Here is a 14891-nt window from a genome sequence, read left to right as displayed (position 1 = left end):
GTCTTAGTCCAAGCTCCAGACGGAGTTGAAGGCGACGAGCTAGAGCGACAGCTTTATCTTCTACGAAAGCAAATCGAAAAAGCGGCGACCCACCTGCTGAGCGAACAACCCGATCTTACGGGGTTGAAGGATCTTTATATCTGTTCCCTGTCCCATCGGACTATCGTCTACAAAGGCATGGTGCGGTCTGAAGTTCTGGGGCAGTTCTACCTCGATCTCCAATCCGAGCTTTACACGACTCCTTTCGCTATCTATCACCGCCGTTTCAGCACCAACACCATGCCCAAGTGGCCGCTGGCGCACCCCATGCGCTTGCTAGGGCACAACGGTGAAATTAATACGGTTTTGGGCAACATGAATTGGGCGATGGCTCGTGAGTCGAGTCTGTCCCATCCCTTTTGGGGCGATCGCCTAGAGACTCTGAAGCCGATTGTGAATCCAGACAATAGCGACTCGGCAACGCTCGACAATGTGATGGAGCTATTGGTGCGATCTGGGCGTACACCGCTACAAGCACTGATGATCATGGTTCCCGAAGCCTACAAGAACCAGCCAGCGTTGGCCGATCATCCCGAAATTGTTGATTTTTACGAGTATTACAGCGGCATTCAGGAACCCTGGGATGGCCCTGCCTTGATTGTATTCAGCGATGGGAAGAAGGTCGGAGCATCCCTCGATCGCAATGGTCTGCGCCCTGCCCGGTATGTGATTACTCGCGATGGATACCTGCTGGTTTCCTCGGAAGCGGGCGTTGTGGAGATTCCCGCAACGGAAATTGTGGAAAAGGGTCGTTTAGGGCCAGGACAGGCGATCGCCTTTGATCTGGAACAGCACAAAATCCTGAAAAACTGGGAAATTAAAAAGCAGGTAGCAAGCTTACAGCCCTACGGAGAATGGCTACGCCAGCATCGGGTGGAACTAGAGCCTGCCAGCTTCCCTGCCGAAAATCAGTTAGATAGCGAGACGCTGATTCGCCAGCAGATGGCCTTTGGCTACACGAGCGAAGATGTGGAGATGATCATCGAAGAGATGGCATCCCAAGGGAAAGAACCCACCTTCTGCATGGGGGATGATATTCCTCTTGCGGTGCTATCCACTAAGCCTCGCCTCCTGTACGACTACTTTAAGCAGCGTTTTGCCCAGGTCACAAATCCGGCAATCGACCCCTTGCGTGAAAGTTTGGTGATGTCCCTCAGCCTGCAACTGGGGGCGCGGGGCAACATTTTAGAAGCGAAGCCTGAAGATGCTCGCCTCTTGAAGCTCGACTCCCCCGTCCTAAGTCCTGCGGAGTTGGATCAGGTTTGCCAGTCTAAATTCAATACCAAGACGCTGTCCACCATGTTTGCGGTTTCGACAGGGCCGGAGGGTCTACAGCAAGCCGTCGCAGCGCTGTGTGATCAAGCCGTCGCCGCCGTTGAGTCTGGCAGTGAGATCCTAGTACTGAGCGATCGCCTCCATCCCAGTGGTGAGCTGAGTTTGGTGAACGCAGACTATACCTATATCCCACCTCTTCTAGCGGTTGGTGCGGTTCATCACCACTTGATTCGGCACGGACTTCGCATGAAGGCATCGCTAGTGGTGGACTCAGCTCAGTGCTGGAGCACTCACCACTACGCTTGCCTGATCGGCTTTGGAGCCAGTGCCATCTGTCCGTACCTGGCCTGGGAAACGGTTTGCCACTGGTGGTTTGACCCCAAAACTCAAAGCTTGATGGAGCGTGGACGCTTACCCCAAATTGATATCCAAACGGCTCAGCAAAACTATCGCAAAGCGGTTGAGGCAGGTTTGCTCAAGATCTTGTCCAAGATGGGAATCTCACTGCTGTCCAGCTACCACGGGGCGCAAATTTTTGAGGCGATTGGTGTCGGGGGCGATCTGTTGAATACCGCCTTTAGAGGAACTCCCTCTCGTTTAGGCGGACTAACCCTGGCTGAACTGGCGCAGGAAATTATGGCCTTCCACCATCGAGCCTTCCCAGAGTTAACCGCGAAGAAACTCGAAAACTTTGGCTTCTTCAACTACAAGCCTGGTGGCGAGTACCACATGAATAGCCCTGAGATGGCCAAGGCTCTCCACAAAGCTGTAACCGACAAGAGCTACGACCACTACCAAACCTACATGAAATATCTCGAAGAGCGTCCCTTAACTGCGCTGCGAGATTTGCTAGATTTCCAGAGCGATCGCCCTTCTATTTCTGTGGACGAGGTTGAGTCTGTGGAGGAGATCGTGAAGCGCTTCTGTACGGGGGCAATGTCGCTCGGTTCGCTGTCCCAGGAAGCCCATGAAACTTTGGCGATCGCCATGAACCGTTTAGGCGGTAAATCCAACTCCGGCGAAGGGGGTGAAGATCCGGCTCGCTACCCCGTGATTAATGACGTGGGTGCTGATGGATTGTCCCCCTCCAGACCTCACCTCAAAGGTCTTCGTAATGGCGACACGGCAAACTCAGCGATTAAGCAGATTGCCTCTGGTCGCTTTGGGGTAACGCCAGAATACCTGATGAGCGGACGACAGCTTGAAATTAAGGTGGCTCAGGGTGCGAAGCCCGGTGAAGGGGGACAACTCCCTGGCAAGAAGGTGAGTCCGTACATCGCGATGCTGCGACGCTCTAAGCCCGGTGTACCCCTGATTTCACCCCCGCCCCACCACGATATTTACTCGATTGAGGATCTGGAACAGCTGATTTTTGACCTGCACCAGATCAATCCAACGGCCAAAGTATCGGTGAAGCTGGTCGCAGAGGTGGGCATCGGAACTGTAGCAGCTGGAGTTGCGAAGGCCAATGCCGACATCATCCAGATTTCCGGTCACGATGGTGGTACGGGCGCATCGCCGCTTAGCTCGATCAAGCACGCAGGCGCACCGTGGGAACTGGGCGTAACAGAAGTTCACCGAGTGCTAATGGAAAATAACCTGCGCGATCGCGTCCTGCTGCGGGCGGATGGCGGCATGAAAACGGGCTGGGATGTGATGATGGCGGCGTTGATGGGGGCAGAAGAGTACGGTTTTGGCTCTGTCGCCATGATCGCGGAGGGCTGCATCATGGCGCGTATTTGTCATACCAACAACTGCCCCGTTGGGGTGGCTACTCAGCAGGAAAAGCTGCGCCAACGCTTCCCCGGTACTCCTGAACGGGTGGTCAACTTCTTCTACTTTGTGGCGGAAGAGGTGCGATCGCTGCTTGCACGATTGGGCTACCGTTCCCTGAAAGATGTGATTGGACGCGCCGATTTGCTGAAAGTCCGCGAATCTGCGGCGGTCACCAAAACCCAGTTCCTAGATTTGGGATGTTTGCTAAACCTGCCCGACACCCGCACAAACCGAAGCTGGCTTGAGCATGGTGACGTTCACAGCAACGGCCCAGTGCTCGATGATGAGATGTTGGCGGATGGAGCGATTCAAGCGGCGATCGCCAACCAAGGCACAGCCACCTATTCCGCAAGCGTCGTCAATACCGATCGCACCGTGGGAACTCGCGTTTCTGGGGCGATCGCCAAGAAGTACGGAGACACAGGCTTTGAAGGCCAAATCACGCTGAACTTTGAAGGCAGTGTAGGCCAGAGCTTTGGAGCCTTTATCCTGCCAGGAATGACTCTCAACTTGGTGGGAGAAGCCAACGACTACGTCGGTAAAGGCATGCACGGTGGCGAGATCGTGATCGTTCCACCATCCGATGCAACTTTCGATCCGGCTCGTAACGTGATTATTGGCAACACCTGTCTCTATGGTGCAACCGGAGGAACCCTCTATGCCTATGGACAGGCCGGAGAGCGGTTTGCCGTCCGCAACTCGAAAGGACAGGCCGTGATTGAAGGAGCGGGCGACCACTGCTGTGAATATATGACAGGCGGTACGGTCGTTGTGCTTGGCAATGTCGGTCGCAATGTTGGGGCTGGTATGACCGGAGGCCTGGGGTATTTCCTAGACGAAGACGACAGCTTCCCCGCTAAGGTGAATCCTGAAATTGTGAAAATCCAGCGGGTGGCCACCTCAGCGGGTGAGCAACAGTTGAAGGGATTGATTGCAGATTACCTAGAGCGGACAGGCAGCCAAACAGCTAAGACCATTCTTGAAAACTGGTCCACCTACTTACCGAAGTTCTGGCAGGTTGTACCTCCGTCAGAGGCAGAAAGCCCAGAAGCGAACCCAGATGCAGCCGATCAGCGCGTTCTGAGTTCGGTTCAGTAACCCCAACCCTCCTTAACGCCGTGCGGGAGACGGAATCTCCCGCATTTTTTTGTCCAAGTTTCGCGGAATCCTATCCACGACGCAGCAACATCGTATTAGGTCGCACCCGAACTCGAATCAGGATTACGCTGATATTATCGTGGCCGTTATAGTGGTTTGCTAATTCAATGAGTTGGCTTGCTCCCTGTTCCAGACTAGTTTGAGGACTGAGTAGGGGTTCAACATGGCTCTGACAGTAGGTTTCGATTAAATCGTTATCAGTCAACCCATCGGAACAGAGGAGAAAAATATTGTCTTCGTTGACGTCCAAAAACGCTACATCAGGATGGACAAAATCCTGATCCCGGGGGCCGAGGGCTTGGGTTAGTTGGTACGCTTCGGGATGGGAATAGGCTTCAACCGGATCCATGCCCCGCTGAATGTCACGCTGGCCCACCTCATGATCCACCGTCAACAATTCTAATCCTTGCCGACGGCTGTAGCGGTAGAGGCGACTATCCCCCACATGGGCGATCGCCACTTCTGTGCCTTGGAGCAAGACCAAAACCAGGGTTGTGCCCATCCGGCCACTGCCAGACCGCATATTTTGGACGTTCAGGTCATAAATTGCGTTGTTGGCTAGAAAAATCCCGTTCTTAATCGTTTCTTCGTCCGGTAAGCCATCATCCCAATGGGTTTCAAAGTACTGCTCCAGCGTTTGGGTCGCCAGGGTGCTTGCGATTTCGCCCCCTGCATGGCCGCCCATCCCATCACACAGGATATAAAGTCCTTGGGCATGAAGCGATCGCCCCGTTGGGCTTTCCACTTTACGCACATGGGTCTTAATCGCAAAATAGTCTTGATTATCCTTGCGTTGACGACCGATATCCGTACGTCCGGCGTCTTCAACGCTTAACAACTGCATCGGGAGGACGATTGTGGGAAGGTCATCTCCATCCGGCTCTGTATCCATCTGTTCGGCAGGAACAGGCCGTGTCGTCTTTTGCCAATCTTCCAACTCCGACTCCCCTTCTTCTGACGCGGACAAATCTTTGGGTTCCGTAGTAAAGGACTGGAGAGAATCATGATCATGTTCTTTCATTGTCAATTGGGAGTCACCGTAAGAGGATAGGGATAAATCAAGGAGTTGCAAATCTGTAGCTTCGGACGAGGATTGCAAATCATCTGCAATTAGGCGTAATCGCTCTTGGATCTGGGCTACTGTGGTAATAACAGATGATTCCACGTCATCGCAGATCTGCCTAATAGGATCTGGATACGGGCGCTCTGCTTGCTGCAATAGACGTTGCCAAAGGCCGCCAAGATGACAGAGCGTTGGAGGATCGGTGGGTGAGTCAAGATAAAGGCGCTGCAAACAAATAATGCCGTCTTCATCAATGCGAAGGTTCTCAGGGACAAGCAGACTTTGACCGCAACCGTAGGTTTCTAGAAGCTCCCAAAGCTTCGTGGTGTAATAGAGCCAACTCACAACCTGAAACGGATCTATGGAATCAGCGTGCATGGCCGTCAAAAGAGAGGGCAAGGCAGACCGATCTTCCAGCAATAAAATAACGCTGCCTTCTTGCTGCCAAGCATCGTGAATCCTTGGCAGAGACGGATAAAGCTGATGCTGAAGGCTAAGGTAGAGTTGGGCGATCGCAGGTAAGGTAAGGTCGCGGTCGGGACGCACCGTGTAGGTCGCTCGCCCCGAAGAGGTAACGTGGTAGTCCTCTTCATCTAAGATCGAGGACTCTGGGCAAGCAGGTGGGCAAATGCCGTAGAGCTGCTCTAGGTAAGACGGCGCATCCGGGGAGAGGTCGTGAACTTGAAATTCTACATCGCCTGACGAGTTGACCCCTATGGCAGCGACGTCGCCCATAATCTCGTAGCGTTGGCTTTGATCGAGATAGGCCCCATCGGCAGATGGAGTTGCGGGAGGAGTGCTTCGATCCGAGGCTGAACCATTCGACGAACAAATGACGTACCACGTTACTAGAGATTCTTCTTCGATCGGGGTATCCGTTTCGGTAAGCGGATCAGTTGAGTTCTCTGCATCCAGTTTAGGCGTTTCAGGTAAGCTAATCCCTCCCGACAAACTCGCACCGCACTGCTGGCAATAGCGATAGTCGTCGGGATTGGTGTACTGGCACTGGGGACAAACACGCATCTGCAAAACTACTCCCTCAATCCTCCTCTTGCCTGAGCAACCTACAGGTCGCTAAACGGTGCGATCGCCCTACATACGTTCAGTTCAGGATGACGATTGGCAATATGTACCATCCTTTCACGGATTTAGTATCGCACAGAGCAAGGCTAGGGGGTGCTCCTCGGTGCAAACGCTAAAATGCTTTGCACTTCGCCACTACGAACTAAATGATGACTATTTCAGCAGATGAATACAGATTACCGGATATTTCTCGATCTTGTATTAGATTCGTTACCTCGTAATGTTCATTCGTCTACCATAAAACGTCACAAGGGGCGATCGCCCAGTGGCAAACAGGCATCCTTACCTTATTTTATGAATATTCCGATGCCCGTTATAGTGGCTATATGGTCACACGGCTCATTCGAGCCTAAGGGTCATTCCAATTCGCTCAATCTTTATTGCCCAGGACATTAGGTTCGAGACTCGAGAACATCTCGTCCTGAGCTACAATCATCCGGTCAACCACAGATACTTTTGACAACGATTGCTCAGCCAGATTGGCAGCAGACTGCGGCGAGTATGGGATAAAAACTTTCAAAAAACCACACTTTTTGATACGACTACTCGCTATTTAAGAAAGGAATATACTTAGAAATATCCTTACGGATGTCTCAACTGCATACCTATTCACTTAACCATGGTTTGGCATCATCGAGAACTGACTCATCAACGCTGCCAGCCTATAAGGTTGACGCCTAGGCCATGACCACCGTGCGATTTCCGTAGACTAGCACTCGGTTTTGCAGATGCAGGCGCACGGCACGGGCTAAGACAATACGTTCGAGATCTTTACCTTTGCGGATGAGATCAGTAACGGTGTCTCGATGGCTGACCCGGACAACATCCTGCTCAATGATGGGGCCTTCATCCAGGTCTTGGGTGACGTAGTGGGCAGTTGCGCCGATAATTTTAACCCCGCGTTCGTAAGCGCGTTCGTAGGGATTAGCCCCGGCAAAGGCTGGAAGGAAAGAGTGATGAATGTTGATAACCTGGGGAAATTGAGCCAGGAAGTCAGAACTCAGAACCTGCATATATTTTGCCAGCACCACGAGGTCGATCTGGTACTGACGTAGGAGGTCAAGCTGAACGGATTCCTGCACCGCTTTGGTGTCTTTGGTGATGGGTAGGTGATAGAAATCGATGCCAAACTGTTCTGCGATCGCCCCTAATTGGGGATGGTTGCTGATAATCAGGGGGATTTCAGCCAAAAACTCCCCTGCCCGCTGTCGCCAAATCAGGTCAAATAAACAGTGATCCTGCCGACTCACCCAGATAGCCATGCGCCGCACCGTATCGGAAAACTGGAGTTGCCAGGTCGCGTTCAACGGTTGAGCGATCGCCCCAAATGCAGGCGAAATCAACTCGCGCGGCAGATTAAATCCGTCCAGTTGCCATTCAATTCGGGTTAAAAACAGTCCAGCGGATAAATCAGTATGGTGATCGGCATGGATGATATTGCCTCCATTGGAGTAGATAAAGTTGGCAATTTTGGCGACCAATCCTTTTTGATCGGGGCAAGACACGAGCAAGGTTGCCGTCGGGGAGTTCATGGCGCTAACACGTTGACGTTACTCAACCGGAGATTCCTCCGGCGCAGACTCTGTTGATTCTAGCGAGGGAGTATCCGGATTAGCCTCCGTAGGCGATTCAGTCGTGTTCGGCTCAGGGGATTCATCGGTTGAGTTTGTGGGATTATCCGATTCGTCTGCCGATTTTTTCCAGTCTTCCAGGGGACGACTCACTGCATTTTCAAAATCGGGAGAAACCAACAATACAGGGAGTTCCTCCAAATCCTGGGGCGCATTGTCTGGAGCATCCCGCAAGGCATACAGAGAACTGCGGTTGAAGTCGTATTCGCCAATTTTGAGGGTGTGGGTTTGTCCATCCGCTACGGTGACGGTGATATCCGCCAACGGCTGGTGGAAGCCAAACACCTCCCACTCGGAAGCAGGGACGCTCAACGTGCGATCGCTCTGCCCGGTTGCCAAGAGGTTGAGCAGATAGGCCACGGTGGGTTCGCTAGCCAGTCCTGGATCAGGTTCCACCATTTGCCAAGAGCCATCGTCGGTTTTCTTGAACGAAACCGTCCGGAGGGGCGTCGTAACTGAAAAGGCCTGAACATCGGCTTCTGCAAAGTCGAAGAGGGGCTGACTTCCTGCGTCAGCCTGATCTGCTTTTTGAGCCGAGGGATGGATTTCAGTAAAGTAAACCACTGAGCCGAGGACAGCAGCCCCAATCAGCAACGCCAGCGTCATAGGTTGAAGTTTCATCGTCCGACTCTCCGATTAACGACGTCGCCACCAGAGGGCAAAGGCAATGGCAAATCCCACTAGGGGAACGATAAATAGGGACGCTACCGCAAGCTTGAGCTGTTGAGCGGTAGTCAGCAAAATCCGGCGATTGGTGACTTCTTTAGGCCGAATGGCGATCGCCTCATCGTTTTGGTTCAACCAATTCACCGCATTCAGAAATACATCTCCGTTAAGCTGCTGCTCAAAAATGCCGTCACTGGCGAAGCTAGCATTCCCAATCACCACCAACCTCGCCATCTCCGGTTCTGCATCCGAATCTCCCTCAACGTTTGGTGTGTTGGCATCCTCACCTGGAGAATCACTGGGTGATGCGTCCTCCTCAGGAGTCGGGGATGCCTCAGCGGACTCTTCTTCCGAGTTCTGAGATTCCGCCCCTGCTGGGGTGCTTCCATCTGTAGGTTCAGACTCCGTGGGTGACTCCTCCGCTTCAGGAGTTGCTGCGGATTCCTCGGCAGCGTCGCCCCACTCCTCGGTAGCTGAATCCGATTCGTTAGATGAAGGCGATTGACTCACCTCCCGTTCAGCGGCTACACCAACGGCAAACGGCCCTTGCTGTTCACTGCCTGTGTCGGTTTGTACCTGACCGTTTTCATCGATCCGCTGCACTTGAGCATCTGCGCCTGTGATCAGGATCGGAGTCGCTGTGACATCTGCAACTTCTTCCAGTGCAACAGGCTGGGCAAGGGGATAGAAGGAAATGCCGTCTAAATCCTCGGTGATGGGGTGCGACCCATACTGCGTCACCAGCGGCACCCCTGGCCCTAAACCAAGGGCTTGTCCCGACGGATCCACAATCAAACTATCCTCACCCAGGCTAATACCCCACTCGGCTAAGAGGTCATCTAAGCCCGTATTAAACGTGGGATCAAGAAGCAGCATCACCCCGCTGGGTCGTTGCAGGTAGGCTTCGAGCGCTTTTAGTTCCGGTTCTAGGAGTTCTCGCTGGGGGCCAGCAATGATCACAACGTCGGCATCCTCCGGCACACCGCCCTCGACCACTAGGGTAATGGGCTGAACCGTATAGTTTTCCTGCTCTAACGCTTTTAAAACCTCGGCAAATCCTCCCTGTCCTGGTTCTAGGGGTCGCTCTCCGTGGCCTTGCACAAAGTAGACCTTGGACGGTTCGGCGGCAGCGGTGAAGTTAACGATGGCGTTCGTCAAATTCCGTTCCGACAGCGATTCCATCTGGTTGACGCTCTGAATCTGGCGGCGATCGCCCCCACTTTCGATGTAGACTTCTCCGGGTGTTGTCACTCCAAAATCTCGCGCCATTACCGGATTGGCTTGGGGATCAACATACTCAAACGTAAATTGATCACTAGTCCGGGCATAGTTTTCCAACAGCTTTTCGTCGTTGGGGTTGGGAGTGGGTGAAAAGACCCAAACTTTGGTGGGAGTGTCCAACTCCTGTAAAACCTCCTGGGTTTGGGGGGCTAACGTGTAGAGTTGGCCTTCCGTGAGGTCAAATTGGTGGGAATAGCGCACGCCTAAGAAGTTGATCAGTCCGAGAATGACCAGAACAGACACCGTTGCGATCACGGCATTGGTGCCCACTTGGGTAGACCGTCGTTGCCAAAATCCGCCGCGCGTTTCTACAACAACCCAGGCGATCGCCACCCATAGCCCCAAGGCCAGCAGCACAAAAGCCGCAATGCCCCACCCACTTAAGAAACCAACGGTGAGACCAGCGGTAACTAGCACCGGAGCTAGCCAAAACAAAAATTTTAAAGATTTCCAATCGATGGTTCGCTTCATCGCGGCTATGTTCCCTAAGAGCGCTGGAATCGGAAGGCTTCGATGGACTGGGCGGTGAGGAACACACCCAGAAAAATATAGCTTGCAAACCACACAAGACTGCTCGTATCCAGCACGCCTTGGGTAATTTGGGTGTAGTGATTGAGCAACGATAAATGCCCGATCGCATCTCCTAATGGCCCGGACACACTTCTGGAAATGAGGTCTGTTACCCACAGCAGAAGCATCAGGCCAAAGGTGAGGATCGCCGCCAGAATTGCACTATCCGTTAGGGACGAAATAAACATTCCCAACGACAGCACGGCAGCGGCAAGGAGGATCAACGCTAAGTGTCCCAGCAGAAGTTGAGCAAAGGACATGGATGGATCGGCGGCTGAAATGGCGATCGCCTCGTACACCATAAAGGGAAGGGTGAGGGTGAAGTAAAAGGTGACCGCTCCCAACAGTTTGCCGACCGCAACCGACCAATTGGCAATCGGTGAAGTCGCCAAGAGTTCTAAAGTTCCGCGCTTGCGTTCCTCGGTGTAGAGTCCCATGGATAGCATCGGCAACACGAAGAGGGATAGGGATCCCAGGATGCCCAGATAGATCGCCAGAAACTGACCTGGCAGATCCAGTGGTTCACTGCCGCCGCCGAGACTGTCTTGGAGGGCAACACTGGAAATGAGTTGACCCAAAATCGAGTTAAAGAACAGCGCACCCAAAAACCAAAAGACTGCCGCAATCACGTAGGCAAAGGGGGAGGCAAAGTAGCTCCGAAGCTCTTTGCGGTAAATTGCAATGATGCTGCCAAACACGCTTTGCACGTTATCCATGATGCTCGTCTGCTCCTTCAGAATTATCGGATGCAGGCTCATCTACCTGAGCCTCCTGGGACTCACTGGGTGCAGGTCGAAACCGACTGAAAAATCCCCCAAATCCAGAACCAGGTTTGGCCGAATCGATCCTCTCGCTTGTGGAGGCATCCTCCCCTGAGGCGGGTGTTTGTTGTGCAGTTGCGATCGCTGCTGCCGATTCTGGGGTCGATTTCTCCGTCATGGTGAGTTGGAGGAACACATCTTCCAAACTGGCTCGACTCCGCCGCATTTCGTATAGACCAAATCCAGACTGCACCACCGCCGCCGCAATCTCCCGACCGGGATCGCTATCGGGGGCGAGATCAAGCTGAAACTGATGGCGATCGCTCTCGTCCGATGGGGCGATCGCCTCAACCGCCGTGACCCCCGGCACCGCTTGCAGCACCGACTGAATAGCCTCCGGGGAACCTGCCACCTCTAGGGTGTATCGCTGCCCTCCGGTTAACTGCTGCACCAACTCCTCTGGGGTATTGGTCGCCACAACTCGTCCCCGATTAATGATGGCGACCCGGCTACAGGTCATGCTCACTTCCGGCAGGATATGGGTAGACAAAATGATCGTGTGTTGACCCGCCAGACTCTTAATCAGGTTACGAACATCAATAATTTGGCGTGGATCCAGCCCAACCGTCGGTTCGTCCAAAATAATTACAGGCGGATCGTGAACGATGGCTTGGGCAATACCCACCCGCTGCCGAAAGCCTTTGGAGAGCTTACGGATCAGCGTTTGCTGCTTTTCCTCAAGGTTGCACCGGGCGATCGCCGCTTGCACCCGTTTGGCGCGATCGCCCGCAGGAACTCGCTTAAGCCGTGCCACAAAATATAGAAATTCCTCAACCGTCATATCGGGATACAGCGGCGGATTCTCTGGCAGATAGCCAATGCGCTGCCGCACCGCCATCGACTCCTCATGGACATCGTGGCCTGCGATTCTTGCCGTGCCACCACTGGCGGGTAGGTAGCCGCTTAAAATCCGCATGGTGGTCGTTTTGCCTGCACCATTCGGCCCTAAGAAGCCCAAAATTTCGCCAGACTCTACCGAAAAGGTCACGTCTTGGATTGCCGGAATCGTTCCGTAAACCTTGCTTAGATGCTCAACCTCAATCATTGCGACTCGTCTGTACGCTCGTGCTAGGTCGGTCAAGGATTCATCATAGCGCCATGATTTGATTTTGGTATGGCAGGATTTTGATTTTGGTGTGACGTTGGTGTGACAGTGTTGTGTCTTGCGTTGAGGGGCGATCGCCTGCTACAAGCATGGACGCTTCTCCCACTAGTTTTGAGTTCTCAGTTTTGAGTTATAAATGACTTTTCGAGTGCTCAATAAGTGGCTACAGCAGAACGTCCCGCATTTCTCTCCATGCGCAAGCTTTAAGAAATGGGCATAGGTCGTGTCCAGAACCGAGTTCTCAGGCGTTCTGGAAACTACGCTATTCTAGGAAAAATAGCCTTCAGTTCAGCTAAAAGCGAAGGAGAACAAATGACTTGGCGTGGTGAAGTGACCGTCCTGAACCGAATTTTGGCAAGTTTACCGTACTTGCTGCCTATTATGGATTCCTATCTTTTCTTCAGTCGCCCCTTTTTTGCAGAATTTCCAGAATTGGAAGTCATTTTTCTCCCCTTAACGCCGCTGCTGGTGGTCTACACCTCCATCCTGCGGTTTATCCCCCTTATTGGGGGGCTACTTATTTTTGTTCTGCTGTTTGCCCTGGTGGTGCGAAACGAATCCATCAACCACTTCATTCGCTTTAACACCAGTCAGTCCATCATTATCGGCATTGCGATGTCGTTGGTTAGCATCATTTGGCAGTATGTCCTTGACCCCGTTTTGGGGGGAGGCTTTATCACCAGCGTCATCTTTAACGTGGTGTTCCTGGGTACGCTGGCAGCTTGCATATACTCAATGGTGCTTTCTTGGATGGGACGCTATGCCGAAATTCCTACCCTTTCCGATGCGGCCTACGCCCAAGTTCGCTAGGGTTCGTCTGTTAGGATGCAATGCGCTCTAGCTTTTCAATTACTCATCATTGGTTGTGGGCGTCACTAGTTTTGAAGGTGTTTCGCTGACTGCTTTTGCCTGCGCTTTGATCTCCCTTAGGGCTACCATGTTTTCTAACGATCCGATGCCCTCAATCTCAACCCGGACGCGATCGCCTACCTCCATCGGCCCTACCCCTGCCGGAGTGCCTGTGAGAACGATGTCGCCGGGAAGCAGAGTCATCACTTCGCTGATATAAGACACAAGCACATGGGGGGGAAATGCCATCTCATCAATTTTGGCGGATTGGACGGGTGTGGGTTCATCGTTCAAAAATGTTTGCAGTCGCGCACCCGGAGCTAACTCGCGTACAATCCACGGCCCCAACGGACAAAAGGAGTCAAATCCTTTCGCTCTTGTCCATTGGTGGTCTTTGCGCTGTAAGTCTCTGGCGGTGACATCATTGGCAATCGTGTATCCCCAAATTTTGGCACGAGCCTCTTCGGGCGTGCAGCCAAAGCAGCGATCGCCAATCACCAGCGCTAGCTCCCCTTCGTAGTCCACCTGGCTGGATTGGGACGGATAATAAATTGGAGCATTGGGGCTGGTCAGGCTCGTGGAAGGCTTCATGAAAATGAGAGGTTCTGTCGGCACATCGCCTCCCATTTCAAGGGCGTGCTTGAGGTAGTTTTTGCCAACGGCGAGGATCTTTGACGGTGCACACGGGGCTAACAGCTTGTAATCTTGGGCAGGTAGCCACACGTCCATGAGTTGGCCTTTCAGCCAAGGCGGAGCATCTAAAACTTGAACCCGTCGATCAGGATGCAAAATTCCGTAATAGAGTTGTCCTGATTCCATTTGGACGCGGACATATCGTTGCGCCATAGTGTCATTCACCCGAATCTGATGTATGATTATGAATCCTTGCCTCTGTGCCCAGGGACAAATTAGGGCAATTGTACAGCAGAGGACTTATGTCCATAAGGAGTTTTTTTGACATGAGCCAAGCATACGAGACAATGTATATCCTTCGCCCAGATTTGGGGGATGAAGTGGTAGATCAGGCGATCGCCAAGTACCAAGGGGTTCTCAAAGATAATGGTGCAGAGCCAATCGAAACCCAGCACCGTGGCAAGCGTCGCCTCGCTTACGAGATCAAGAACCACAAAGAAGGCATTTACGTTCAGATGAATTATGAAGCGCCGGGCGCTGCGGTGGCAGCGATGGAGCGCGCTATGCGTCTAGGAGAGGATGTGCTTCGTTATCTCACGGTTCGCGATGAGAACACGGCGGTGGTGGAAGCTGAACCCGTTGAAGCTTAGAGTAACCCGCCCACGACTACTCAAACTTTGAGTAGAGCAATTTAAGTAATGCAGGGGGTGCCTAACGGACATTCTCTGTCGCTTTTGCACCATACGCCCTACAGAGGAAATCGTATAGCTGGACGGTTGAGCCTAGTCTCTAGGGCGCGTCATCAATTCTCCACCAAACCCGTGTGGTATGAGCCTTGCCGCGCCCGCTCCAGTCAATGAGCTAGGGGCTGTAAACCTTGATTCTTGGACAATGAGCCTACAATTGATGACAGCCCCTAGGTTGTTAGCGTGAGTTCATAG

General features: G+C 52.8%; 10 protein-coding genes. 3 read left to right on the top strand and 7 right to left on the bottom strand.

Going from position 1 to position 14891, the window contains the following annotated elements; all coding sequences use genetic code 11:
* A partial coding sequence (gene gltB / locus IGR76_10905; protein ID MBF2079002.1) for a glutamate synthase large subunit occupies nt 1-4188 on the top strand: 4188 nt, incomplete at its 5' end.
* A gap of 70 nt (nt 4189-4258) precedes the next feature.
* On the opposite strand, the gene IGR76_10900 is transcribed toward gltB, so the two are convergent.
* From IGR76_10900 to IGR76_10875, 6 genes are all read right to left on the bottom strand, one after another.
* A complete protein-coding gene (locus IGR76_10900; protein ID MBF2079001.1) occupies nt 4259-6340 on the bottom strand; it encodes a serine/threonine phosphatase in 2082 nt (693 codons plus the stop codon).
* 731 nt (nt 6341-7071) lie between these two features.
* Nucleotides 7072-7926, bottom strand: a complete 855-nt coding sequence (purU, locus tag IGR76_10895; protein ID MBF2079000.1) for a formyltetrahydrofolate deformylase — start codon at nt 7924-7926, stop codon at nt 7072-7074.
* An 18-nt stretch (nt 7927-7944) separates the two neighbouring features.
* Entirely contained in the window at nt 7945-8646 is a 702-nt protein-coding gene (locus IGR76_10890) for a DUF4340 domain-containing protein (GenBank protein MBF2078999.1), read from the bottom strand.
* 15 nt (nt 8647-8661) lie between these two features.
* On the bottom strand, nt 8662-10443 hold the full coding sequence (locus IGR76_10885; protein MBF2078998.1) for a Gldg family protein: 1782 nt from the start codon (nt 10441-10443) through the stop codon (nt 8662-8664).
* Nucleotides 10444-10457: 14 nt separating this feature from the next.
* A complete protein-coding gene (locus IGR76_10880) occupies nt 10458-11249 on the bottom strand; it encodes an ABC transporter permease (GenBank protein MBF2078997.1) in 792 nt (263 codons plus the stop codon).
* 1 nt (nt 11250) lies between these two features.
* Complete coding sequence (locus IGR76_10875) at nt 11251-12408, bottom strand: ABC transporter ATP-binding protein (GenBank protein MBF2078996.1); 1158 nt, start codon at nt 12406-12408, stop codon at nt 11251-11253.
* A gap of 372 nt (nt 12409-12780) precedes the next feature.
* On the opposite strand from IGR76_10875, the gene IGR76_10870 reads away from it, so the two are divergent.
* Nucleotides 12781-13278, top strand: a complete 498-nt coding sequence (locus tag IGR76_10870) for a hypothetical protein (GenBank protein ID MBF2078995.1) — start codon at nt 12781-12783, stop codon at nt 13276-13278.
* Nucleotides 13279-13317: 39 nt separating this feature from the next.
* Here the strand turns inward: IGR76_10870 and IGR76_10865 are convergent, their stop codons facing one another.
* On the bottom strand, nt 13318-14163 hold the full coding sequence (locus tag IGR76_10865) for a fumarylacetoacetate hydrolase family protein (GenBank protein ID MBF2078994.1): 846 nt from the start codon (nt 14161-14163) through the stop codon (nt 13318-13320).
* Nucleotides 14164-14276: 113 nt separating this feature from the next.
* Between IGR76_10865 and IGR76_10860 the strand changes: the two genes are divergently transcribed.
* Entirely contained in the window at nt 14277-14600 is a 324-nt protein-coding gene (locus IGR76_10860) for a 30S ribosomal protein S6 (GenBank protein ID MBF2078993.1), read from the top strand.
* Nucleotides 14601-14891 lie beyond the last annotated feature (291 nt).

The sequence above is a fragment of the Synechococcales cyanobacterium T60_A2020_003 genome, assembly GCA_015272205.1.
Taxonomy (GTDB): domain Bacteria; phylum Cyanobacteriota; class Cyanobacteriia; order RECH01; family RECH01; genus JACYMB01.
This window is presented reverse-complemented; position numbering and strand designations above follow the sequence as displayed.

What these genes read in the sequence shown, in the direction of transcription:
- IGR76_10860 (MBF2078993.1), top strand. Translation starts at nt 14,277, where the DNA reads ATGAGCCAAGCATACGAGACAATGTATATCCTTCGCCCAGATTTGGGG.
- IGR76_10865 (MBF2078994.1), bottom strand. Translation starts at nt 14,163, where the DNA reads ATGGCGCAACGATATGTCCGCGTCCAAATGGAATCAGGACAACTCTAT.
- IGR76_10890 (MBF2078999.1), bottom strand. Translation starts at nt 8,646, where the DNA reads ATGAAACTTCAACCTATGACGCTGGCGTTGCTGATTGGGGCTGCTGTC.
- IGR76_10885 (MBF2078998.1), bottom strand. Translation starts at nt 10,443, where the DNA reads ATGAAGCGAACCATCGATTGGAAATCTTTAAAATTTTTGTTTTGGCTA.
- IGR76_10870 (MBF2078995.1), top strand. Translation starts at nt 12,781, where the DNA reads ATGACTTGGCGTGGTGAAGTGACCGTCCTGAACCGAATTTTGGCAAGT.
- purU (MBF2079000.1), bottom strand. Translation starts at nt 7,926, where the DNA reads ATGAACTCCCCGACGGCAACCTTGCTCGTGTCTTGCCCCGATCAAAAA.
- IGR76_10875 (MBF2078996.1), bottom strand. Translation starts at nt 12,408, where the DNA reads ATGATTGAGGTTGAGCATCTAAGCAAGGTTTACGGAACGATTCCGGCA.